Annotated in this window: 22 protein-coding genes; 11 read left to right on the top strand and 11 right to left on the bottom strand. The window is 63.6% G+C overall.

What is annotated here, in order from left to right; genetic code table 11:
* Window positions 1-25: 25 nt before the first annotated feature.
* Genes mrdA through QSV36_RS03195 form a run of 5 tightly spaced genes read right to left on the bottom strand, consistent with a single transcriptional unit; the run spans window position 26 to window position 4,803 of the window.
* The gene (gene mrdA / locus QSV36_RS03215) at window positions 26-1,915 is read right to left on the bottom strand and encodes a penicillin-binding protein 2 (RefSeq protein ID WP_289129770.1); all 1,890 of its coding nucleotides are present in this window, start codon (window positions 1,913-1,915) and stop codon (window positions 26-28) included.
* Between the two features lie 16 nt (window positions 1,916-1,931).
* Window positions 1,932-2,399 (bottom strand): 23S rRNA (pseudouridine(1915)-N(3))-methyltransferase RlmH, encoded by a 468-nt coding sequence (gene rlmH / locus QSV36_RS03210; RefSeq protein ID WP_003249722.1) that lies wholly within the window; start codon window positions 2,397-2,399, stop codon window positions 1,932-1,934.
* 10 nt (window positions 2,400-2,409) lie between these two features.
* On the bottom strand, window positions 2,410-2,829 hold the full coding sequence (gene rsfS, locus QSV36_RS03205) for a ribosome silencing factor (protein ID WP_170032886.1): 420 nt from the start codon (window positions 2,827-2,829) through the stop codon (window positions 2,410-2,412).
* Between the two features lie 41 nt (window positions 2,830-2,870).
* The gene (gene nadD, locus QSV36_RS03200; protein ID WP_289129765.1) at window positions 2,871-3,563 is read right to left on the bottom strand and encodes a nicotinate-nucleotide adenylyltransferase; all 693 of its coding nucleotides are present in this window, start codon (window positions 3,561-3,563) and stop codon (window positions 2,871-2,873) included.
* Window positions 3,532-4,803 (bottom strand): glutamate-5-semialdehyde dehydrogenase, encoded by a 1,272-nt coding sequence (locus QSV36_RS03195; protein ID WP_289129762.1) that lies wholly within the window; start codon window positions 4,801-4,803, stop codon window positions 3,532-3,534. Before QSV36_RS03195 ends, nadD begins: the two co-directional genes overlap by 32 nt.
* Window positions 4,804-5,051: 248 nt before the next feature.
* Here QSV36_RS03195 and QSV36_RS03190 point away from each other — a divergent pair, with 248 nt between their 5' ends.
* The gene (locus tag QSV36_RS03190; protein WP_289129759.1) at window positions 5,052-5,720 is read left to right on the top strand and encodes a DNA-3-methyladenine glycosylase; all 669 of its coding nucleotides are present in this window, start codon (window positions 5,052-5,054) and stop codon (window positions 5,718-5,720) included.
* Window positions 5,721-5,723: 3 nt separating this feature from the next.
* Window positions 5,724-7,040: a bifunctional DedA family/phosphatase PAP2 family protein gene (locus tag QSV36_RS03185; RefSeq protein WP_289129756.1), complete on the top strand. Its 1,317-nt coding sequence runs from the start codon at window positions 5,724-5,726 to the stop codon at window positions 7,038-7,040.
* A 128-nt stretch (window positions 7,041-7,168) separates the two neighbouring features.
* Here QSV36_RS03185 and QSV36_RS03180 read toward each other — a convergent pair whose 3' ends face one another.
* Genes QSV36_RS03180 through QSV36_RS03170 form a run of 3 tightly spaced genes read right to left on the bottom strand, consistent with a single transcriptional unit; the run spans window position 7,169 to window position 8,844 of the window.
* A complete protein-coding gene (locus tag QSV36_RS03180; RefSeq protein ID WP_289129753.1) occupies window positions 7,169-7,759 on the bottom strand; it encodes an LON peptidase substrate-binding domain-containing protein in 591 nt (196 codons plus the stop codon).
* A 9-nt stretch (window positions 7,760-7,768) separates the two neighbouring features.
* Window positions 7,769-8,485 (bottom strand): LrgB family protein, encoded by a 717-nt coding sequence (locus tag QSV36_RS03175; RefSeq protein ID WP_289129751.1) that lies wholly within the window; start codon window positions 8,483-8,485, stop codon window positions 7,769-7,771.
* A complete protein-coding gene (locus tag QSV36_RS03170; RefSeq protein WP_289129750.1) occupies window positions 8,482-8,844 on the bottom strand; it encodes a CidA/LrgA family protein in 363 nt (120 codons plus the stop codon). Before QSV36_RS03170 ends, QSV36_RS03175 begins: the two co-directional genes overlap by 4 nt.
* Before the next feature lie 144 nt (window positions 8,845-8,988).
* Between QSV36_RS03170 and QSV36_RS03165 the strand changes: the two genes are divergently transcribed.
* From QSV36_RS03165 to tspR, 9 genes are all read left to right on the top strand, one after another.
* On the top strand, window positions 8,989-9,444 hold the full coding sequence (locus tag QSV36_RS03165; RefSeq protein ID WP_289129748.1) for a MaoC family dehydratase: 456 nt from the start codon (window positions 8,989-8,991) through the stop codon (window positions 9,442-9,444).
* Between the two features lie 124 nt (window positions 9,445-9,568).
* The gene (gene prmA / locus QSV36_RS03160) at window positions 9,569-10,447 is read left to right on the top strand and encodes a 50S ribosomal protein L11 methyltransferase (RefSeq protein WP_289129746.1); all 879 of its coding nucleotides are present in this window, start codon (window positions 9,569-9,571) and stop codon (window positions 10,445-10,447) included.
* Between the two features lie 42 nt (window positions 10,448-10,489).
* Window positions 10,490-11,839, top strand: a complete 1,350-nt coding sequence (locus tag QSV36_RS03155) for a DUF3426 domain-containing protein (protein ID WP_289129744.1) — start codon at window positions 10,490-10,492, stop codon at window positions 11,837-11,839.
* 257 nt (window positions 11,840-12,096) lie between these two features.
* Window positions 12,097-13,110, top strand: coding sequence for a tRNA dihydrouridine synthase DusB (gene dusB / locus QSV36_RS03150; RefSeq protein ID WP_289129742.1), 1,014 nt, complete (start codon window positions 12,097-12,099; stop codon window positions 13,108-13,110).
* Complete coding sequence (gene fis, locus QSV36_RS03145) at window positions 13,107-13,427, top strand: DNA-binding transcriptional regulator Fis (RefSeq protein ID WP_012274390.1); 321 nt, start codon at window positions 13,107-13,109, stop codon at window positions 13,425-13,427. The genes dusB and fis overlap by 4 nt, the downstream gene beginning before the upstream one ends.
* Before the next feature lie 81 nt (window positions 13,428-13,508).
* Window positions 13,509-15,116: a bifunctional phosphoribosylaminoimidazolecarboxamide formyltransferase/IMP cyclohydrolase gene (gene purH, locus QSV36_RS03140; protein ID WP_289129740.1), complete on the top strand. Its 1,608-nt coding sequence runs from the start codon at window positions 13,509-13,511 to the stop codon at window positions 15,114-15,116.
* Between the two features lie 182 nt (window positions 15,117-15,298).
* The gene (purD, locus tag QSV36_RS03135; RefSeq protein WP_289129738.1) at window positions 15,299-16,594 is read left to right on the top strand and encodes a phosphoribosylamine--glycine ligase; all 1,296 of its coding nucleotides are present in this window, start codon (window positions 15,299-15,301) and stop codon (window positions 16,592-16,594) included.
* A 150-nt stretch (window positions 16,595-16,744) separates the two neighbouring features.
* Complete coding sequence (locus tag QSV36_RS03130; RefSeq protein WP_289129737.1) at window positions 16,745-19,519, top strand: hybrid sensor histidine kinase/response regulator; 2,775 nt, start codon at window positions 16,745-16,747, stop codon at window positions 19,517-19,519.
* A 157-nt stretch (window positions 19,520-19,676) separates the two neighbouring features.
* A complete protein-coding gene (gene tspR, locus QSV36_RS03125) occupies window positions 19,677-20,270 on the top strand; it encodes a type III secretion system genes modulator TspR (RefSeq protein WP_289129868.1) in 594 nt (197 codons plus the stop codon).
* On the opposite strand, the gene QSV36_RS03120 is transcribed toward tspR, so the two are convergent.
* The 3 genes from QSV36_RS03120 to QSV36_RS03110 are packed head-to-tail and all read right to left on the bottom strand — an operon-like array spanning window position 20,267 to window position 22,302.
* On the bottom strand, window positions 20,267-20,890 hold the full coding sequence (locus tag QSV36_RS03120) for a hypothetical protein (protein ID WP_289129736.1): 624 nt from the start codon (window positions 20,888-20,890) through the stop codon (window positions 20,267-20,269). The two genes, tspR and QSV36_RS03120, sit on opposite strands and share 4 nt — an antisense overlap.
* On the bottom strand, window positions 20,887-21,561 hold the full coding sequence (locus QSV36_RS03115) for a hypothetical protein (RefSeq protein WP_289129734.1): 675 nt from the start codon (window positions 21,559-21,561) through the stop codon (window positions 20,887-20,889). The genes QSV36_RS03120 and QSV36_RS03115 overlap by 4 nt, the downstream gene beginning before the upstream one ends.
* 60 nt (window positions 21,562-21,621) lie before the next feature.
* Window positions 21,622-22,302: a hypothetical protein gene (locus tag QSV36_RS03110; RefSeq protein WP_289129733.1), complete on the bottom strand. Its 681-nt coding sequence runs from the start codon at window positions 22,300-22,302 to the stop codon at window positions 21,622-21,624.
* Window positions 22,303-22,390 lie beyond the last annotated feature (88 nt).

The following is a 22,390-nucleotide window of genomic DNA, read 5'->3' as shown; positions in this document are numbered from 1 at the left end:
GAGAGCATGCGGTCGAAATTGTTCATCACAGGGCGGATTCCTGGGTAACGGTGGCGGGCGCGAACTCGGGCTTGAGCCGGCCGTTTTCGTCGAGCAGCCAGGCGTCCATCACCTGACGTACCACCGGTGCGGCGACGCCCGAGCCCGACTCACCGTTTTCGACCATCACCGATACCACGATCTTCGGATCGTCGGCCGGGGCAAAGGCGACGAACAGGGCATGGTCGCGGTGGCGCTCCTGGAGCTTGTTGCGGTCGTATTTCTCGCCCTGCTTGATCGCCACCACCTGGGCGGTACCACTCTTGCCGGCGATGCGGTACTGCGCACCGATGGCTGCCTTGCGCGCGGTACCGCGGGCGTTGTGCATCACCTGCTCCATGCCATGGGTGACCTTGGCCCAGTCGGACTTGTCACGCAGCACGATGTTGTCCATGGGGTTTTCGTCCACTGGCGGCTGGCCTTCGATGGTCTTGGCCAGGTGCGGGCGGTTCCACACCCCCTTGTTGGCGATCAGCGCGGTGGCCTGGGCCAGTTGCAGCGGCGTGGCCTGCATGTAGCCCTGGCCGATACCAAGAATCAGGGTTTCGCCGGGGAACCAGGCCTGACGGCGGGTGGCGCGCTTCCATTCACGCGACGGCATGAGCCCGGCGGATTCCTCGAACATGTCCAGGGAAACCCGCTGGCCGATGCCGAACTTGTTCATGTAGCTGGACAGCCGGTCGATGCCCATCTTGTGCGCCAGGTCGTAGAAGTAGGTGTCGTTGGAGCGCATGATCGCGGTATCCAGGTCGACCCAGCCATCGCCGGTGCGGTTCCAGTTACGGTACTTGTGGTCGTAGTTCGGCAGTTGGTAATAGCCCGGGTCGAACACCCGGCTACCGGCATTGACCACGCCACTGTCCAGGCCGGCAATGGCCACGGCCGGCTTGATTGTCGAACCCGGCGGGTACAGGCCGCGCAGCACGCGGTTGAACAGCGGCCGGTCGATCGAGTCGCGCAGCTCGGCATAGGCCTTGAAACCAATGCCGGTGACGAACAGGTTGGGGTCGAAGCTGGGCTGGCTGACCATCGCAAGCACTTCGCCAGTACGCGGATCAAGCGCCACCACTGCACCACGTCGGCCACCCAGGGCAGCCTCGGCGGCTTCCTGCAGCTTGATGTCGAGGCTCAGCACGATGTCCTTGCCCGGTTTCGGGTCGGTACGCTTGAGCACGCGCAACACGCGGCCACGGGCATTGGTCTCGACTTCCTCGTAGCCGACCTGGCCATGCAGGGCGTCTTCGTAGAACCGCTCGATGCCGGTCTTGCCAATGTGGTGGGTGCCGCTGTAGTTCACCGGGTCGAGCGTTTTCAGCTCCTTCTCGTTGATCCGCCCCACGTACCCCACCGAATGCGCAAAGTGCGCGCCCTGGGGGTAATGCCGCACCAGCTGGGCCACCACTTCCACACCCGGCAGGCGGAACTGGTTCACGGCCACGCGGGCGATCTGCTCTTCGTTGAGCTCGAACAGGATCGGCACCGGCTCGAACGGCCGGCGGCCCTGGCGCATGCGCTTTTCGAACAGGGCGCGGTCGTCGGCGGTCAGCTCCAGCACTTCGACTATGTTATCCAGCACTTCCTGCCAGTTACCCGCACGTTCGCGAGTTACGGACAGGCTGAAGCTGGGACGGTTGTCGGCAACGATCACCCCGTTCCGGTCGAAGATCAGCCCGCGGGTCGGCGGGATCGGCTGCACATGCACCCGGTTGTTCTCCGAGAGTGTCGAGTGGTAGTCGTACTGGATGATCTGCAGGTAATACAGCCGCGCGATCAGCACGCAGACAAGCAGGACGATCGCCACTGCGCCGACCACGACGCGGTTGCGCACCAGGCGGGCGTCTTTCTCGTGGTCCTTGAGACGGATCGGCTGCGACATCGGGCTGCTTACAGGTTCATTTGTGGTAAGGATGCCCGGACAACACGGTCCAGGCGCGGTAGATCTGCTCGCCGATGAGTATCCTTACCAACGGGTGCGGCAGGGTCAATGGCGACAGCGACCAGCGTTGCTCGGCGCGCGCGCAGACCTCAGGCGCCAGGCCCTCCGGGCCGCCCACCATCAAATTCACCGTGCGCGCGTCCAGGCGCCAGCGGTCCAGCTCGGTCGCCAGTTGCTCGGTACTCCAGGGCTTGCCATGGACTTCGAGGGTGACGATGCGCTCCCCCGGCTGAACCTTGCTCAGCATGGCCTCGCCCTCCTGACGAATCAGGCGGGCGACATCGGCATTCTTGCCACGGGTATTCAGCGGGATTTCCACCAGCTCCAGCGACAGCTCGGCGGGCAGGCGCTTGGCATACTCATGCCAGCCTTCCTCGACCCACTTCGGCATGCGCGAGCCGACCGCGATCAGGCGCAGACGCACAGCGCTTTCCTTATTCCCGGTCCTTGAGCTTTTCGGAGTACTCGTGGGCCTGGTCAGGGCTGTGGTGCTTGCCATCGGCGGCACGGCTTTGCTCGGCACCTTGCCACAGGCGTTCCAGGTCGTAGAACTGGCGGGCAGCGGCGGTCATCATGTGCACGATGACGTCGTTCAGGTCCAGCAACACCCAGTCGCTGTCGCCCTTGCCTTCCTCGCCCAGCGGCTGGGCGCCCTTGGCCTTGACTGCTTCGCGAACCTTTTCCAGCATCGCGTTGATCTGGCGGTTGGAGGTACCGGTGGCAATGATCATGTAATCGGTCAGGCTGTGCTTGTCGCGCACGTCGATGACCTGGATGTCCTGGGCCTTGACGTCTTCCAGCGCTGCCTTGGTCAGGGCGACCAGTTCTTCGCCGTGGATTTTCTGCTTGGTCATATAAAACTCGTTCAACTCGTTGGATGATGCCAGAGGCACCGTCAGTTAGGCGCACGATACAGTTCGTGCGCCTCGATGTAGGCCAGTACGGCGTCCGGCACCAGGAACCTCACCGACTTGCCGCTGGCCAGCAGCTGTCGGATCTGTGTAGCCGACACCGCAAGCGGCGTCTGCCAGACGAACGAAATGTTTCCCGCCGGGCCGGACATGGCGGTGGGATCGCTCTCCGAGCGCGCAGCCAGCAGGTTGCGCAGCTCGTCAGGGGGTTCTACGTCGGCATCCGGGCGTTGCAGTACCAGGATGTGACAGTGTTGCAGCAATTCTTCCCAGCGGTGCCAGGCGGGCAGGCCGCAAAAGGCATCCCAGCCCAGCACCAGGAACAGCTGGTCGTTGGCGGCGAGCTCGGCACGGATCGATTCCAGTGTATCGATGGTGTACGACGGCTTGTCGCGCGCCAGCTCACGGGCATCCACGCTCAGGCAGGGCACGCCCTGCACGGCGCCTTGCACCATGGCCAGGCGGTCCTCGGCGGCCACTTGCGGGGTGTCGCGGTGCGGCGGCCTGGCATTGGGCAACAGGCGCAGCTCGTCCAGCCCCATGAACTCGGCCACTTCCAGCGCGCTGCGCAAGTGGCCGATGTGCACCGGGTCGAAGGTGCCGCCGAGAATGCCGATGCGCCGGACTGCCTGGGCCTTGCTCAACTCAGCAGGACTCCTGGCCGCGCAGCTGGCCATCGCCGATCACCACGTACTTCTCGCAAGTCAGGCCTTCCAGGCCGACCGGGCCGCGGGCATGCAGCTTGTCGGTGGAAATACCGATCTCGGCACCCAGGCCGTACTCGAAGCCGTCGGCGAAGCAGGTCGGGGTATTGAGCATGACCGACGCCGAGTCGACTTCGGCCATGAACTGGCGCGCTTCGCCCTGGTGTTCGCTGATGATCGAATCGGTGTGGTGCGAGCCATAGTGGTTGATGTGCTCGATGGCTTGGTCCAGGCCGTCGACCACACGGATCGACAGGATCGCATCCAGGTATTCGGTGTGCCAGTCGGCCTCGGTGGCCGGCCGGGCGTCGATGATCGCCCGGGTGCGCTCGCAGCCACGCAGCTCTACGCCCTTCTCATGGAAGCGGCGGGCCATCTCCGGCAGGAAACGCTCGGCCACCTGCTGGTCGACCAGCAGGGTCTCCATGGCGCCACAGATGCCGTAGCGGTAGGTCTTGGCGTTGAACGCCACGCGCCAGGCCTTGTCCAGGTCGGCATGCTGGCTGACATAGATATGGCAGATGCCATCCAGGTGCTTGATCACCGGCACGCGGGCATCACGGCTGATGCGCTCGATCAGGCCTCGGCCACCGCGCGGCACGATGACGTCGACGTACTCCGGCATGCTGATCAGCGCACCCACGGCCTCGCGGTCGGTGGTCTCGACCACTTGCACCACCGCCGCCGGCAGGCCGGCTGCCGCCAGGCCACGCTGGATGCAGGTGGCAATCGCGCGGTTGGAGTGGATGGCTTCGGAGCCACCACGCAGGATGGTCGCGTTGCCCGACTTCAGGCACAGGCTGGCGGCATCGATGGTCACGTTCGGACGCGATTCGTAGATGATCCCGATCACCCCCAGCGGCGTGCGCATCTTGCCTACCTGAATACCCGATGGGCGGTAGCTCATGTCGCGGATGGCACCGACCGGGTCCGGCAGGCTGGCGACCTGGCGCAGGCCGGTGATCATGCCGTCGATACGCGCCGGGGTGAGTGCCAGACGGTCGAGCAGTGCCGGCTCCAGGCCGTTGGCGCGGCCGGCAGCCAGGTCCAGCTCGTTGGCGGCAGTCAGCTCGGCGCGGGCGGCATCCAGCGCGTCGGCGGCAGCCTGCAGGGCGCGGTTCTTCTGCGCGGTGCTGGCACGACCGATCACCCGGGAAGCCTCGCGGGCAGCGCGACCCAGGCGGATCATGTAGTCAAGAACGGACTCAGTCATGGGTTCGGTGTCTTGGCGAAGGGGAAATCGGCTGATTATAACTGCCGCGCAGGTATACGCCCAGCGGTGGGTGGCGGATGGTCGAAAATGGGCGGCAGTCTCCTGTAGAAAAGATGTAACCAGGGTTATCGAAAAATCTTCCACCTGTTACGGCAAAGCGGCCGGTGCTAGCGACATCGCATCCGATTCAGCCTCGATTAAGCCATTCATTGCTATCATCCCCGCCTTCCCAGCCGCGAACTGCCCGCATGCCAGTACTGCCCGACAGCTTTTTCGACCGCGACGCCCAGACCCTGGCCAAGGCCTTGCTGGGCAAAGTCATTCGTCACCGCCACGGCAACCTGTGGCTGGCCGCACGGATCATCGAGACCGAGGCCTACTACCTCACCGACAAAGGCAGCCACGCCTCGCTCGGCTACACCGAAAAGCGCAAGGCGCTGTTCCTCGATGGCGGGCATATCTACATGTACTACGCGCGTGGCGGCGACTCGCTGAACTTCAGTGCCCACGGGCCGGGCAACGCGGTGCTGATCAAGTCCGCCTATCCTTGGCAGGATACCGTCTCGGGGCCGAACAGCCTGGCGCAGATGCAACTGAACAATCCCAACGCCAGCGGCAACCTGCGCCCAGCCGAGCGCCTGTGCGCCGGGCAGACGCTGCTGTGCCGCGCCCTCGGCCTGAAAGTGCCGCAGTGGGACGCCCGGCGCTTCGACCCCGAACGCCTGTATGTGGAGGATTGCGGCATCGCCGTGCCGCGGGTCATCCAGACAGCCCGCCTGGGCATCCCGCATGGCCGCGACGAACATCTGCCCTACCGTTTCGTCGACGCCGAATACGCCCGTTTCTGCACGCGGAACCCGTTGCGTCGCGGCCAAGTCGAAGGCCGCGACTTCTTCATTCTCGAACAAGGAAGCTGAACCATGGGCCAATGGCTTGACAGCCTGACCGGCTGGCTCAGCGCCAACCCGCAGTGGCTTGGCCTGGCAATTTTCCTGGTGGCCTGCATCGAATGCCTGGCCATCGCCGGCATCATCGTGCCAGGCACCGTCCTGCTGTTCGCGGTCGCGGTGCTGGCCGGCAGCGGTGCCTTCGGCCTGGGCGAAACGCTGCTGCTGGGCTTTCTCGGTGGCCTGCTCGGCGACGCCATATCCTATGCAGTGGGCAAGCATTTCCACCAGAACATCCGCCGCCTGCCGTTGCTGCGCCACCATCCGGAATGGATTGGTAGCGCCGAAGCCTATTTCCAGCGCTACGGCATCGCCAGCCTGCTGGTAGGGCGCTTCATCGGGCCGCTGCGCCCCATGCTGCCGATGGTCGCCGGCATGTTCGACATGCCGCTGCCGCGCTTCATCGCCGTCAGCCTGGTGGCCGGCGCGGGCTGGTCGGTGGCCTACCTGCTGCCCGGCTGGGCCACGGGCGCAGCCATGCGCCTGCCATTGCCGGAAGGCTTCTGGCTGGATGCTGGCATCATCGCCGGCACCCTGGCAGTGATCATCGGCTTGAGCCTGAACACCAGCATTCGCGACCAACGCCACGGCACCCGGCTGATCGCCGGCATGAGTTTCGTCGCTCTGGCCGGGGTGTTCCTGGGCTGGCCCTACCTGCACGAATTCGACCAGGGCGTGATGACACTGGTGCAGGAGCACCGTAGCCAGGCTATCGATGGCGCCGTGGTAGTGGTGACCCGGCTGGGCGATTTCCGCACCCAGCTGGTCCTGGGCGGCCTGTTGACCGGTCTGCTCCTGCTAGCCCGGCAATGGCGTCATGCCCTGTTCGCCGCAGGCGCGCTGATGGGCACGGCGGTTGCCAACGGCACGCTGAAATGGTTGTTCGCCCGGGCCCGCCCTGAAGTACTCAGCGACCCCTTGACCAGCTACAGCATGCCCAGCGGGCACAGTTCGGCATCGTTTGCGTTCTTTCTGGTGCTGGCCGTGCTGGCCGGGCGCAGCCAGCCGCCACGGATGCGCCTGACCTGGGTCACGCTGGGCTGCATTCCGGCACTGGCGATCGCCCTGTCGCGGGTTTATCTGGGGGCGCACTGGCCGACCGACATTCTCGCCGGGGCCCTGCTGGCATGCTGCGTATGCGCGCTGAGCCTGGCCTTGGTGCAGCGGCAGCAGACCCTGCCGGCCTTGCCGCTGCGGGTGTGGTGGCTGGTACTACCGGCGTGCATCGCGTTGCTGGCGTTCTTTGCCATGCATGCATTGCCGCAGGCTTTGCTGCGGTATCAGTATTGATGTCGGCTTTATCGGCCTCTTCGCGGGTAAACCCGCTCCCACAGGTACTGCATCAAGCCTGAGAACGGCGCTATCTCTGTGGGAGCGGGTTTACCCGCGAAAAGGCCGGCACTGGCAACACACCACTATCAGGCAAACAATTCACCCTGAATCCGCTCCAGCAGCTTCTGGATTTCCCCCAACCGCTGCTGCGGCGAGTCGAGGGTCAGCAAATCCAGCTTGTCCTCTTCCATGAACGGCAACAGGTACGCCAACTGGTTGGCCAGCGCCTGTCGCCCGTCCACTGGGCGCGGCATGTCCAGGGCTTCGACCATCGGGTGCTCGCCCAGCGCTACCAGCAACGCCAGCAGGTCGTCGTCGGCTTCGAGCAACGGGCTGTCTGCCTGCTCCGGCAACCATTGCACCTGCCCCAACAGCAGCTGGTCCTTCTGCACCTCGGTGCTTTCCAGACTGAAGCGCCGCACACCTTCGACGCGAATACCCAACAAACCGTTATCCTGCTGCACGAAATCGCGGACCACCGCCTCGCAGCCGATCGAGGCCACCACCGGCGGCGCCTTGCCGACCTGTTCGCCTTCCAGGATGCACACCACGCCAAAACCTTCGCCCTGCTTCATGCAGCGGCCGATCATGTCCAGGTAGCGCGCCTCGAAAATCTGCAGATCGAGAAAGCAGCCAGGAAACAGCACGGTATTGAGCGGAAACAGCGGTAGCGTCATTACAAGTCCTCAAGCCACCAGGCTGACCGCCAGCGGCAGGAATACTGCCGTGGCCACCCCCATCAGGCTCATCGCCAGCGCGGCAAAGGCGCCGCATTCGTCACTTTCCTGCAGGGCCACCGAAGTGCCCACGGCATGCGCGGTCACCCCCAACGCCATGCCGCGCGCCTCGGGGCTGTGCACGCCGCAGCGGCTCAGCAGCGCCGGGCCGAAGATTGCCCCGATCACCCCGGTGATCAACACGAACACCGCCGCCAGGGCCGCCACCCCGCCAATCTGTTCGGCCACCAGCATGGCGATCGGCGAGGTCACCGACTTCGGCGCCATGGTCATGAGGATCATGTGTTCGGCACCGAACCACCAGCCCAGCACCAGACAGAACAGCGTGGCAAACAGGCCTCCGATTACCAGCGTAGTAAAGATGGGCCAGAACAGCTGCCGGATACGCCGCAGGTTCAGGTACAGCGGCACGGCCAGGGCCACGGTGGCAGGCCCGAGCAGGATGTTCATGATCTCCGTGCTCTTGCGGTATTCGCGGTAGTCGATGCCGAACAACAGCAACACACCGATCACCAGCAACATCGACACCAGCACCGGCTGCAGGAAGATCCAGCGGGTCTTCTCGTAGGCGGCGAGCACCACCTGATAGGCACCGAGGGTAATTCCGATACCGAACAAGGGGTGGTGTACCACCGCGTCGAGCGCACCCTGCCAGTCAAGCATCATGGCCGCTCCTCACGCTGCCCCTGGCGATGGATGAGTTTCTGCATCAGCACCCCGACAAACACCAGGGTCGCCAGACAGGAAAGCAGCAACGCCCCGACAATCGCCCAGAAATCGGCAGCGATAGCCCGGGCATACACCATCACCCCCACGGCTGGCGGCACCAGCAGCAGCGGCAGGTAGCGCAGCAGGCTGCTGGCCGCCTCGTTCAGCGGCTTGCCAACCTCACCGCGAGCCATGAGAAAGCACAGCAGCAACAACAGGCCGATGATCGGCCCCGGCAGAAATGGCACCAACAGGTGGTTGATCGCCGTGCCCAGCAGCTGGAACAACACCAGCCAGGTCAGACCACGCAACAGCATAAGCATCTCCCTCGTGCATGGCCGCCATTATAAGCATGTGGCCGCAATCTACCGATATTCGCCGAAAAGCAGTCAACTTGACTGAAACGGTTCGCCGTGCTGATCTTGTACTTCCGTACCAACTGACACTTTGGAGAGTTCGCGATGCCCCATGTACCGGTTACAGAGCTTTCGCAGTACGTTGGTAAGGAACTGGGCCGCTCGGCCTGGCTGAAGATCGACCAGCAGCGCATCAACCTGTTCGCCGAAGCCACGGGCGACTTCCAGCTCATCCATGTGGACCCGGTCAAGGCGGCGCAGACTCCGTTCGGCTGCACCATCGCCCACGGTTTCCTGACGTTGTCGCTGATTCCCAAGCTGATCGAGGACATCCTGGTCCTGCCCCAGGGGTTGAAGATGGTGGTGAACTATGGGCTGGACAGCGTGCGCTTCATCCAGCCGGTCAAGGTCGACAGCCAGGTGCGGCTGAAGGTGGAGCTGGCCGAGGTGCAGGAGAAGAAGCCGGGGCAATGGCTGCTCAAGGCGGTTGCCACCCTGGAGATCGATGGCGAAGCCAAGCCTGCCTACATAGCCGAGTCGCTGTCCCTCTGTTTTGTCTGATGAATTCTGGGGGCGCTACCCGCCCCCCTACCCAAGCCGATCCACAAATCCCCCGCACTCGCGTAAACTGCCAGCCTTCGCGCAGCCTGGGGCTGCCCCTGTCGATTTACCAAAGGTGCCCGCCATGCCCTGGCTGCAAGTACGCCTGGCCATCAGCCCGGAACAAGCCGAAACCTACGAAGACGCCCTGCTCGAAGTAGGCGCTGTCTCGGTCACGTTCATGGACGCCGAGGATCAACCGATCTTCGAGCCAGACCTCAACACCACCCCGTTGTGGTCGCACACCCACCTGCTCGCCCTGTTCGAGGCCGATGCCGAGCCCGAGCAGGTGTTTTCCCACCTGCGCCTGCTGACCGGTGCCGAGCTGCCCGAGCACCAGGCAGAGGTGATCGAGGACCAGGACTGGGAACGCAGCTGGATGGACAACTTCCAGCCGATGCGCTTCGGCCGCCGGCTGTGGATCGTGCCCAGCTGGCACGAAGCCCCGGAAAAGGACGCGGTGAACCTGCTGCTCGACCCGGGCCTGGCGTTCGGCACCGGCACCCACCCGACCACCGCCCTGTGCCTGGAATGGCTCGACGGCCAGCAGTTGGAAGGCACCCAGGTGCTGGACTTCGGCTGCGGCTCGGGCATCCTGGCCATCGCCGCGCTGCTGCTGGGCGCCCGCGAGGCGGTCGGTACCGACATCGATGTGCAGGCTATCGAGGCCTCGCGCGACAACGCCCAGCGCAACGGCATCGCCGATGAAAAGCTGGCGCTGTACCTGCCCGAGGACATGCCGGCGATGCAGGCTGACGTACTGGTCGCCAACATCCTCGCCGGCCCGCTGGTGTCGCTGGCGCCGCAGCTGTCCGGCCTGGTCCGCCCCGGGGGCCTGCTGGCGCTGTCGGGCATCCTGGCCGAACAGGGTGAAGAAGTGGCCGCGGCCTATGCCGCCGACTTCGAGCTGGACCCGATTGTCGTGCGCGACGGCTGGGTACGCATCAGTGGTCGCCGCCATTAAGCCGGCCTAGAATACTTTTCTGCACAGTTCCCGGATTGCCGCATGACCGACAGTTTCGTCACCCAGTGCCCGCATTGCCAGACTAGCTTTCGCGTCACTCACCACCAACTGAGCGTGGCTCGCGGCGTAGTGCGCTGCGGCCATTGCCTGCAGGTATTCAACGCTGCCAGGCAGTTGCTGGAGCAGAATCGCGCCAGCACGGCGAGTGCACCTGTGGTCGCGGAACCGGCGCCGAAAGTGCCTGACGAGCCGGTGGCCAAGCCAACCGTCTTGCCAGGCGCGGATGTCACCGAGCGCAGCAGTGCGCCAGATCAGGACTGGGCGCTTACGGCCCAGGCGCTGGACGCCCTCGACCTCGACAAGGAGCTGGAGCGCCTGGAGCGTCGCGGCCAGCCAGCAGCGGCGCGCCCCGCCGAGCAGGATGGCGGGCTGCAGGCAAGGCGCGACGAATTGCAGCCGGACGAGCACGCCGACGACCTGTTCGGCACGGCCACCGATGAACCCTTCGAACCACCACAGGCAGATGAGCCGGCCCCGGTGCTGCAGCCGCTGGAGCTGGATCCCGAACCTGCCCCGGGCGAGCGCACCGAGCCGACCCTGGGCGGCAACCTGGAGCTGGACCTCGACGATGAGCCGCCGGTACGCCATGCCGCCGACGATGACCACCCCGCCTTCGCCGAACCGCTGCGTGCCGACGATGACAACATCCCGGAAAAAGGCCTGAGCGCGCGCGACGATGAACCTCTGACGCTGAGCCTGTCGGCGCACGATGACGACACTGTCGAGCCGCTGCCCGGCGAACGCCTGGAACCAGGCTTGGCCGCCAAGCCAGAGCGCCAGACACGCAAGGAGCCGCTGGTCGACGTGGTCGACGACCCATTGCAGCTGGGCTGGGAGAAACCCGCACCGAACTGGGGCAAGCGCCTGCTGTGGGGCTTTCTGACCGTGCTCGCCGCCGGCTTGCTGGCGTTTCAGTACGTGTGGTTCCACTTCGACGAAATGGCCCGTCAGGACCAGTACCGGCCGCTCTTCCAGCAAATCTGCCCGTTGGTCGGCTGCGAAGTCCCGACTCGCGTCGATATCGCCCGGATCAAGAGCAGCAACCTGGTGGTGCGCAGCCACCCGGACTTCAAGGGCGCGTTGATCGTCGATGCGATCATCTACAACCGCGCGCCGTTCGCCCAGCCGTTCCCGCTGCTGGAGCTGCGCTTTGCCGACCTCAATGGCCAGCTGATCGCCAGCCGGCGCTTCAAGCCCAGCGAGTATCTCTCCGGGGAACTGGCCGGGCGTGGCGAAATGCCCAGCCAGACTCCGATCCATATTGCCCTGGACATCCTTGACCCCGGGCCGAAGGCAGTCAACTACAGCCTCAGTTTCCGTTCGCCGGAATGAACATCGTGCCGGTGGGGGCGCTTTGCGCCCCTTCGCGACGCAAAGCCGCCCCTACAGGAGAGCGCGTTCGCCTGTAGCCGCGGCCTCGTGTCGCGAGAGGGCTGCAAGGCAGCCCCAAACCCTGCCTCATACCAAATGGCATAAGCCGACAACTGTTCAGATTTTATCCAAACCCATCTTTATCCGGTCACCGAGAGCGGGTATCATGCCAACCCTTTTTCGAACTCCAAGATTCGGCCCCACAACAGGGATCACCTATGTCGGCGGTACGCATCGGCCAATACACACTACGTAACAACCTGATCCTCGCGCCCATGGCCGGGGTCACGGACCAGCCTTTCCGGACACTTTGCCAGCGCCTGGGCGCCGGCATGGTGGTGTCGGAAATGGTCTCCAGCGACATGAGCCTGTGGAACAGCCGCAAGTCGAGCCTGCGCCGCATCCATGAAGGTGATCCCGAGCCACGCTCGGTGCAGATCGCCGGCGGTGATGCGCAGATGATGGCAGCGGCGGCACGCGCCAACGTCGAAGCGGGTGCCCAGATCATCGATATCAACATGGGTTGCCCGGCAAAAAAAGTCTGCAACAAAGCTGCAGGCTCTGCTTTATTGAGAGATGAAGCCCTGGTCAGCGAGATCCTCCACGCCGTGGTCGGCGCAGTGGACGTTCCGGTGACCCTGAAGATTCGCACCGGTTGGGACCGGGCGAACAAGAACGGCCTGAACGTGGCGAAAATCGCCGAACAGGCCGGCATCCAGGCGCTGGCGGTACATGGCCGCACACGTGCCGACCTGTATACCGGCGAAGCCGAATACGACACCATCGCTGCCATCAAGCAGGCGGTGTCGATCCCGGTTTTTGCCAACGGCGATATCACTTCGCCAGAAAAGGCCCGGGCGGTACTGGACGCCACCGGCGTCGATGGCCTGCTGATTGGCCGGGCTGCCCAGGGGCGGCCGTGGATCTTTCGCGAGATCGAGCATTACCTGCGCACCGGCGAACACCTGCCGGCACCGCAGCTGGAGGAAGTGGAACGCATCCTGCTGGAACATCTGGCCGCGCTGCATGCCTTCTATGGCGATGTGATGGGCGTACGTATCGCCCGCAAGCACGTTGGCTGGTACCTGGCAACACGACCCGGCGGCAAGGAGTTTCGCGCCCGGTTCAACGCTTTGGAAGACACACAAGCGCAGTGCGCCAACGTTCGTGCGTTTTTCAGCGAACGTCGACAGAGCCTTGAGACAGAGGACGGACAAGGGGTGGCCGCATGACGATGATGACCGAGACATTTGTGAGTGGAACAACGCCCGTGAGCGACAACGCCAACCTGAAACAGCACCTGAACACGCCGAGCGAAGAGGGCCAGACCCTTCGCGACAGCGTCGAGAAGGCGCTGCACAACTACTTCGCCCACCTGGAAGGCGCGACCGTCACGGACGTGTACAACCTGGTGCTCTCCGAAGTCGAGGCGCCCCTGCTCGAAAGCGTGATGAACTACGTGAAGGGCAACCAGACCAAGGCCAGCGAGATGCTCGGGCTGAACCGAGGTACCCTGCGCAAGAAGCTCAAGCAGTACGACTTGTTGTAAGCCAGAATCCCAACCAGAAAAGGCGGCTCCCTGAACAGAGGCGCCTTTTTTGCTGACTCCACCGCGTTATTGGAACCCGAAATGACCGACCAGACTACCCGCCTGCCAGTCCGCCGCGCCCTGATCAGCGTCTCCGACAAGACCGGTATCCTCGAATTCGCCCGTGAGCTGCAGCAGCTCGGTGTCGAGATCCTGTCCACCGGCGGCACCTACAAGCTGCTCAAGGACAACGGCGTCAATGCGGTGGAAGTGGCCGACTACACCGGCTTCGCCGAAATGATGGATGGCCGGGTCAAGACCCTGCACCCGAAAATCCACGGCGGCATTCTCGGCCGTCGCGGCGTCGACGACGCCATCATGAACGAGCACGGCATCAAGCCGATCGACCTGGTGGCGGTCAACCTGTACCCGTTCGAGGCGACCATTTCCAAGCCTGGCTGTGACCTGCCGACCGCCATCGAGAACATCGACATCGGCGGCCCGACCATGGTCCGTTCGGCAGCCAAGAACCACAAGGACGTGGCCATCGTGGTCAACGCCAGCGACTATGCCAGCGTCATCGAAGGCCTCAAGGCCGGCGGCCTGACCTACGCCCAGCGCTTCGACCTGATGCTCAAGGCGTTCGAGCACACCGCTGCCTACGACGGCATGATCGCCAACTACATGGGCACCATCGACCAGGCCAAAGAGACCCTGAGCACCGAAGGCCGCAGCGAGTTCCCGCGCACCTTCAACAGCCAGTTCGTCAAGGCCCAGGAAATGCGCTACGGCGAGAACCCGCACCAGAGCGCGGCGTTCTACGTCGAAGCGAAGAAGGGTGAAGCCAGCGTTTCCACTGCCATCCAGTTGCAGGGCAAGGAGCTGTCGTTCAACAACGTGGCCGACACCGACGCTGCGCTGGAATGCGTGAAGAGCTTCGTCAAGCCGGCCTGCGTCATCGTCAAGCACGCCAACCCGTGCGGCGTTGCCGTGGTGCCTGAAGAAGAAGGCGGCATCCGCAAGGCCTACGACCTGGCCTACGCCACCGACACCGAGTCGGCATTCGGCGGCATCATCGCCTTCAACCGCGAACTGGATGGCGAAACCGCCAAAGCCATTGTCGACCGCCAGTTCGTCGAAGTGATCATCGCACCGAAAATCTCCCAGGCCGCCCGCGACGTGGTTGCTGCCAAGCAGAACGTACGCCTGCTGGAGTGCGGCGAGTGGCCAGCCGAGCGCGCTGCCGGTTGGGACTTCAAGCGCGTCAACGGTGGCCTGCTGGTGCAGAGCCGCGATATCGGCATGATCAGCGCTGATGACCTGAAGATCGTTACCAAGCGTGCGCCGACCGAGCAAGAGATCCACGACCTGGTATTCGCCTGGAAAGTGGCCAAGTTCGTCAAGTCCAACGCCATTGTCTACGCCAAGCAGCGCCAGACCATCGGCGTCGGTGCCGGCCAGATGAGCCGCGTCAACTCCGCTCGCATCGCAGCCATCAAGGCTGAGCATGCCGGCCTGCAGGTGCAGGGTGCCGTCATGGCATCGGACGCGTTCTTCCCGTTCCGTGATGGCATCGACAACGCAGCTAAAGTGGGTATCAGCGCCGTGATCCAGCCAGGTGGCTCGATGCGCGATGCCGAGGTGATTGCTGCCGCTGACGAAGCCGGCATCGCCATGGTCTTCACCGGTATGCGCCACTTCCGCCACTGATTTACGGCAATCGGCCGCACTGAAGCAGGCATCTGCTGCGTTGGGGCCGGTTTCGCTGATGCTCATTGCCAGAAGGCAACTCCGCTCATCGAAACCGGCCCCGCCTTGCATCTACCTGCTTCATTGCGACCTCGTACAGCGTGAGGTTTTGCCTCTCGCCCGAAAGAACTCGAGGTTTTGACATGAAAGTTTTGATCATCGGCAGCGGCGGTCGTGAGCACGCCCTGGCCTGGAAAGTCGCCCAGGACCCACGCGTCGAGAAAGTCTTCGTTGCCCCGGGCAACGCCGGCACCGCCACCGAAGCCAAGTGCGAGAATGTCGCCATCGACGTCACCGCGCTGGAACAACTGGCCGACTTCGCCGAAAAGAACGTGCAAATGACCATCGTCGGCCCGGAAGCGCCATTGGTGGCCGGTGTCGTCGACCTGTTCCGCAGCCGTGGCCTGGACTGCTTCGGCCCGACCAAGGGCGCGGCCCAGCTGGAAGGCTCCAAGGCCTTTACCAAGGATTTTCTGGCCCGGCACAAGATTCCGACCGCCGACTACCAGAACTTCACCGAAATCGAGCCAGCCCTGGCCTACCTGCGGGAAAAAGGCGCACCGATCGTGATCAAGGCCGATGGCCTGGCCGCCGGCAAAGGCGTGATCGTTGCCATGACCCTCGAGGAAGCCGAAGCCGCCGTACGCGACATGCTGGCCGGCAATGCCTTCGGTGACGCCGGTTCGCGCGTGGTGATCGAAGAGTTCCTCGACGGCGAGGAAGCCAGCTTCATCGTCATGGTCGATGGCCACAATGTGCTGCCAATGGCCACCAGCCAGGACCACAAGCGCGTCGGCGACAAGGACACCGGCCCGAACACCGGCGGCATGGGTGCCTACTCCCCTGCCCCGGTGGTCACCGCCGAGGTGCACCAGCGCGTGATGGACCAGGTGATCTGGCCGACCGTGCGTGGCATGGCCGCGGAAGGCAATGTCTACACCGGCTTCCTCTACGCCGGCCTGATGATCGACAAGGCGGGCAACCCCAAGGTCATCGAGTTCAACTGCCGCTTCGGCGACCCGGAAACCCAGCCGGTCATGCTGCGCCTGGAGTCGAGCCTGGTGCTGCTGGTCGAGGCGGCATTCGCCAAGGCGCTGGACAAGGTCGAAGCCCAGTGGGACCCACGCCCGAGCCTGGGCGTGGTGCTGGCTGCCGGCGGTTACCCGGGCGACTACGCCAAGGGTGACGTGATCAACGGCCTGGATGCAGCGGCGAAGATCGAAGGCAAGGTATTCCATGCCGGTACTTCGCTGAAAGACGGTCAGGTAGTCACCAACGGTGGCCGCGTGCTGTGCGCCACCGCCATGGGTGCCAGCGTGGCCGACGCCCAACAGCAGGCCTACCGCCTGGCCAAGGAAGTCAGCTGGAACGGCAGTTTCTACCGTACCGACATCGGCTACCGGGCAATCGCCCGCGAGCGCGGTGAGCACCAGCAATAAGCACTACCGGAGCGCCGTGACGCCCCGGGCGGTAAAAACCCGGGCGCACGGCACCCGGCTCGTCGACACGGCCCCGCCCGGGCCTTGCCTTCGACTTGGCGCGCCGCGCATAGTTAGCACCTGGCACCTAGGCTAAGAAGGGATTTCGTTGTGCGTCGGCTTCGGATTGCCTCAGCTCTGATCGTCAGCTTGCTGACCCTGCTCTGCATGTTCCCGGCTGCAGCCGAACATGATGGAGGCTGGACTGTGCTGCTTGACGAACAGGCCAACCTGCAGCTGAGTGACGTGCGCTCCGAGCGTTACCGCAACCAGTTCAGCCCGCTGGCCCTCACCGACCTGGATGCCGCGCCTGCGGACCAAGCCCTGTGGCTGCACTACCGCCTGGACCCCGCTGAACAGGAACAACTGCTGCGGGTTTTTGCCCCGGACCTGTCTGGCCTGGACCTTTACGCCCTTGAAGGCGACCAGTTTCTGCGTCAGCTGCACCATGGTCGCCAGGCTGGCAATGCCAGCCCGACCCTGCGTGGCAGCGACCATGTACTGCCCCTGCCCAACAGCAAGCAACCGCTGGACATTTACCTGCGCCTGGTCTCCGAGCATCAGCTGCGCCCGGCCATCAGCCTGGAGCCTGCGGCCGTGGCCGCTTCCGACCAACGCCAGCCTCTGCTGTTCGGCATGCTGTTTGGCGGCCTGGTGATGCTGATCATGCACAACCTGATCCGCTTCTTTTACAGCCGCTCCAGCACCGCCCTGATTCTGGCGCTCTACCATGGCCTGATGCTGCTCAGCGGCCTGATCCTGCTGAACCTCAGCGGCCCCTGGTGGCACGTCTGGCACAGTGCACAGACCCCTGCCGCCTATCTGACGCTGGTCCTGGCCGGTCTGGCGGGGCTTTATTTCACCCAGCATTTCTTCTCGCCGTGCAACTCGCCGCGGCTGAATCGCCTGCTACAGGGTGACATGCTGGTAGTTGGCGTCAGCGGGTTGGTACTGCTGTTCGTCGACACCTTGCCGCTGAACCTGATGACCTACGCCCTGATGGCCCTGGGCAGCATCAGCATGCTGCTGGTCAGCAGCTACCACTGGTACAAGGGGTATGCGCCCGCGCGGGTGTTCTGCCTGGCCATGGTGGTGTTCAACCTCGGTGGCCTGGTGCTGCTGCCAGCGCTGCTTGGCCTGACCCGCACCCCGACGCCCTGGCTGCTGTGCATCCTGCTGGGCTTGACCGTGGCCAGCGGCCTGCTGCTCAACCTGGCCGTCAGCGAACGCTTGCGGCGCATCAGCGAAGAGCGCTTCAGTGCCAGCCGCGCACTGGCCGCCAGCGATGCCGAGATCAACGCCAAGGCCGAATTCCTGGCCAAGATCAGCCACGAAATCCGCACCCCCATGAACGGGGTGCTGGGCATGACCGAGCTGCTGCTGGGCACACCGCTGTCAGTCAAGCAGCGCGACTATGTGCAGACCATTCACAGCGCCGGCAACGAGCTGCTCACGCTGATCAACGAGATTCTCGACATCTCCAAGCTGGAGTCCCGGCAGATCGAGCTGGATGACGTGCAGTTCGACCTCAACGCGCTGGTCGAGGACTGCCTGAACATCTTCCGCGCCAAGGCCGAGCAGCAGAACATCGAGCTGATCAGCTTCACCCAGCCACAAGTGCCAAGGGTGATCAGCGGCGACCCGACACGCCTGCGTCAGGCCTTGTCCAGCCTGCTGGAAAACGCCTTGAAGAACACCGACCAGGGCGAAATCCTCCTGGTGGTGGCACTGGACCAGCGGGGCGAGGTACCGCGCCTGCGCATTGCCGTGCAGGACAGCGGCGAGCCGATGCCCGCTGCCGACCGCGAAGCCTTGCTGCAAGCCGAACTGCACAGCCACCACTTCCTGTCCAGCAACAAGCTGGGCGGCCACCTCGGGCTGGTCATTGCCAAGCAGTTGATCGGCCTGATGCAAGGCGAGTTCGGCATCAAGAGCAGCAGCGGCATGGGCAATACCTTGTGGCTGGCGCTACCACTCGACCCTTCGCGCCTGGAGCAGCCACCCGCCGATCTCGACGGCCCGTTGCGTGACGCCCGCGTGCTGGTGGTGGACGACAACGATACCTGCCGCAAGGTGCTGGTACAGCAGTGCAGCGCCTGGGGCATGAACGTCAGTGCGGTGCCGTCGGGCAAGGAAGCCCTGGCCCTGCTGCGCACCAAGGCCCACCTGCGCGACTATTTCGATGCCGTGCTGCTCGACCAGAACATGCCAGGCATGACCGGCATGCAGCTGGCTGCGAAGATCAAGGAAGACCCGAGCCTGAACCACGACATCCTGGTGGTGATGCTCACCGGTATCAGCAACGCACCGAGCAAGGTCATTGCACGCAATGCCGGGGTCAAGCGGATCCTCGCCAAGCCGGTAGCCGGCTACACGCTGAAGACCACCCTCGCCGAAGAACTGGCCCAGCGCGGTCGCGAGCCTGCGGTGCCTGCCGGCCTGCCCGGAGCGGCGCAGACGCTGGACCTGCCGGGTGACTTCCGTGTGCTGGTCGCCGAGGACAACAGCATTTCCACCAAGGTAATCCGTGGCATGCTGGGCAAGCTCAACCTCGAGCCCGACACCGCCAGCAATGGCGAAGAAGCCTTGCAGGCAATGAAGGCGCAGCGTTATGACCTAGTGCTGATGGATTGCGAAATGCCGATACTCGACGGCTTCTCCGCCACCCAGCAGTTACGCGCCTGGGAAGCTGCCAACCAGCGCCAGCGTACCCCGGTCGTGGCACTGACCGCGCACATTCTTGCCGAACACAAGGAACGCGCACGCCTGGCGGGCATGGACGGGCACATGGCCAAGCCGGTGGAGTTGTCGCAACTGCGCGAGTTGATCCAGTACTGGGCCACCCATCGGGAAACCAGTGTGGACCCGGCCCATACCCCTAGCTGACACCCGATATGATTGCCGGCGCCTGCTGTCACGATCAGGCGATGTAGCGCCCCCTGGGTCTATGCTACAGGTTGAAAGCCGGGGGCTGCCGTGCAGCCCGATCGCGACACAAGCCCGCTCCCACACGCCCCCATTTTGCCAAGGATCAGTGCTCATGCTGCATGAGTTGTTCAGCGTCTACCTCAAAATGCTCGTGCTCTACAGCCCGTTCTTCGTGTTGTCGTGCTTCATCAGCCTGACCCGTGGCCACTCCAGCAAGGAGCGCAAGCAACTGGCCTGGAAGGTGGCCATTGCCGTGCTCATCGCCAGTGTCCTGCTTTACCTGTTCGGGCGGGCGATCTTCGGCATCTTCGGCATCACCGCCGACGCCTTCCGCATCGGCGCCGGCAGCGTGCTGTTCATCTCGGCCCTGGGCATGGCCCAAGGCAAGTCGGCAGTCCAGGCAGACAACGTGCAGCAGGACGTCACCATCGTGCCGCTGACCATCCCGCTGACGGTGGGCCCCGGTACCATTGGTGCGCTGCTGGTCATGGGTGTGGGCCACCCGCACTGGGACGACAAGGTGCTGGCCATCATCAGTATCGCCCTGGCCAGCTTCACCGTCGGCCTGGTGCTGTACCTCTCGCACCGCATCGAACGCATCCTCGGCGACCAGGGCCTGCAGATCGTCAGCCGGCTGATGGGGCTGTTCGTCTGCGCCCTCGCCGCACAGATCATCTTTACCGGTATCAAAGGCTACCTGGCGCCCTAGAAACCGTACTCCAGTATGCGCTGCAGGCAGACCTGAACCACACGGTCCTGCACCTTGGGCAGGAAACTCTGCTCGAAAGCCAGGACGTTGAAGCGAATCAGCTCCGCCCGCACGTTGGTGTGGCTGCGTTTGTGGCTGATGAAGCCCGTGCGGAACGCCTCGCGCTTGTCCGTTTCGTGGTACAGCACCATGTCGACCCGATTCGCTCCCGCGGGTGCGCAGGGCAGTAGCTGGAAATGCTGCCGCTCATAGGCATAGCGCTCAAGCGATTGCAGCGCTGACGGCTTGGCCAACAAACGCTGCATGGAACGGCTGCTTGCCGAGGCAAAATGCTCGCCGGCAGTTGCCGCGATGGTTGCCAGCACCTGGTCCGTCTGCCTGGCGCGGCTTTCCTCTGGCCAGTGCACCTGTTCGGCAGACACTGCGTCCCAGCCCATGAACTTGAGCTGGTTGCGGTAGTAGGTCAACCAGTCCTTGATCAAGCCTTCCTTGTATGCCGTCTCGGTAGCGCGCTCGGCCATGGCCAAGGCCAGTTTCACCTTGTTTCCCTGCACTGCGGAAACGCCTGGCAGGAACGAAACGATTCCCGCGCCGATCACGGCTGAACTGCTCTCATTCATGATGCGCTCCTGGCCATAGCATAAGGGTCAAGGCGATACCCTTTCTGTGCATCCTTGCTCTTCATCAGTGCCTGCAGTTCCTCTCGATGGGCTTGGAAGCGCCCGTTATCGAGTATCAGAGACACCCCGTTGAACTCGGCTTGGCCCTTGAATGCCTGCTCACCCAGCAACGAATCCTGCGGGATAGCAGCGATTGGCCTATCGAACTGCAAAGTGATACTGCAAAGTTCAAGCACCGGCCCCGGCTTGAGCAAACCAAGCTCGATCACCAGATCCGCCCCTTGCGCGGTGAACTTCAACAGGTGATCAAAACTCTCGATTGAAAGGCCCAGGCCCGCCTTTAAAGCAGCCCATACGGCCTCCTGCCGGATCGAACGCACCCTCAGCCATGCTTCCAGTGGCTGGATCTGCGTGCTACGCGAGGGTTGCCCCAGCTGTTTGCAGTCGTGAGTATTGGCCAGCTTGATCCAGCCCAGCTGGCGATATGCCTCTCGATAGGCGCGGTACCAGCCCTGATAGTCGTCAAAGCGTGAGCCGACGTTCCGGTTGGCCACCAACTGCGCATAGAGTATCGAGTCGAAAGCGGCCTGGCGCTGAATCTCGCCTATGCCTGTGGGGTACAGCAATGCCGTTCCGCCAATCAACATCAGTTGCTCAACTGCTTTATCCATATGTGTTGCCTCGTCATCCTGAAATGAATGAGGCGGCGTCACTACGACGCCGCCCAGCAGTCAGATGTCGTATTGCAGAACGTTCTCGACACTGCGCACGCCGAGTTTGTTTTCCACGGTTTCGCGGACTTTGTCGTAGACGAAGTTGTTGAGCGTGAGTACCGCCATGCCGGCGTAGTAGTTGGCTTTCTCCAGCTTCCACTGGATACCCAGGACATCGTCATCGAGTTTTGGCGCAGATGCCTGGATGCAGCTCACCACCAAAACCACATCGTTGTTTGTGGTTTCGACGCAGGCCGCCATACCGACCATGCCACGCGCCTTGTTCTTGCGTTTGTGGTCGATGATCTTGGTGTCATGTTCGACGGTGCTCAGCTTGTCGAACGCCATCTTTGCCAGCGCCCCCAGCTTGGTACCGCCCAACACCGCATTACCAGCCGCACCGATCGCTCGTACAGCGACAGCGCCTACGGTTACAGACAGTTCTGCCGAGGTTTCCAGCTCGAAGCTACGCCGCGGGATGGTGAAGCCGAGGTCACGCATGACATCGACGAACTTGTCGTACCATTCGCGGCTTTGCGTTTCGGCATCGAAAGCCTTGTCGGCCACCAGGGTGGCGAAATGGAAGGCGTTCTTTACATCATGACGGCTTTGCGCCGACATACCGGCGCCACAGGCCAGCAGGTTGCCTTCAACCAGAATGGCGGCGTCGCTGGTGGTGATTTGCTTTTCATCGGACATGCGGAAACTCCTTGGTGGTTACCCTCGGTTCAGGGGGCAACCACCTTAGCCAGCGCGCTGGCGATGCAGCGCACTGAAGGGTTTCCGC

This window comes from Pseudomonas sp. BCRC 81390 (assembly GCF_030341915.1).
Taxonomy (GTDB): domain Bacteria; phylum Pseudomonadota; class Gammaproteobacteria; order Pseudomonadales; family Pseudomonadaceae; genus Aquipseudomonas.
This window is presented reverse-complemented; position numbering and strand designations above follow the sequence as displayed.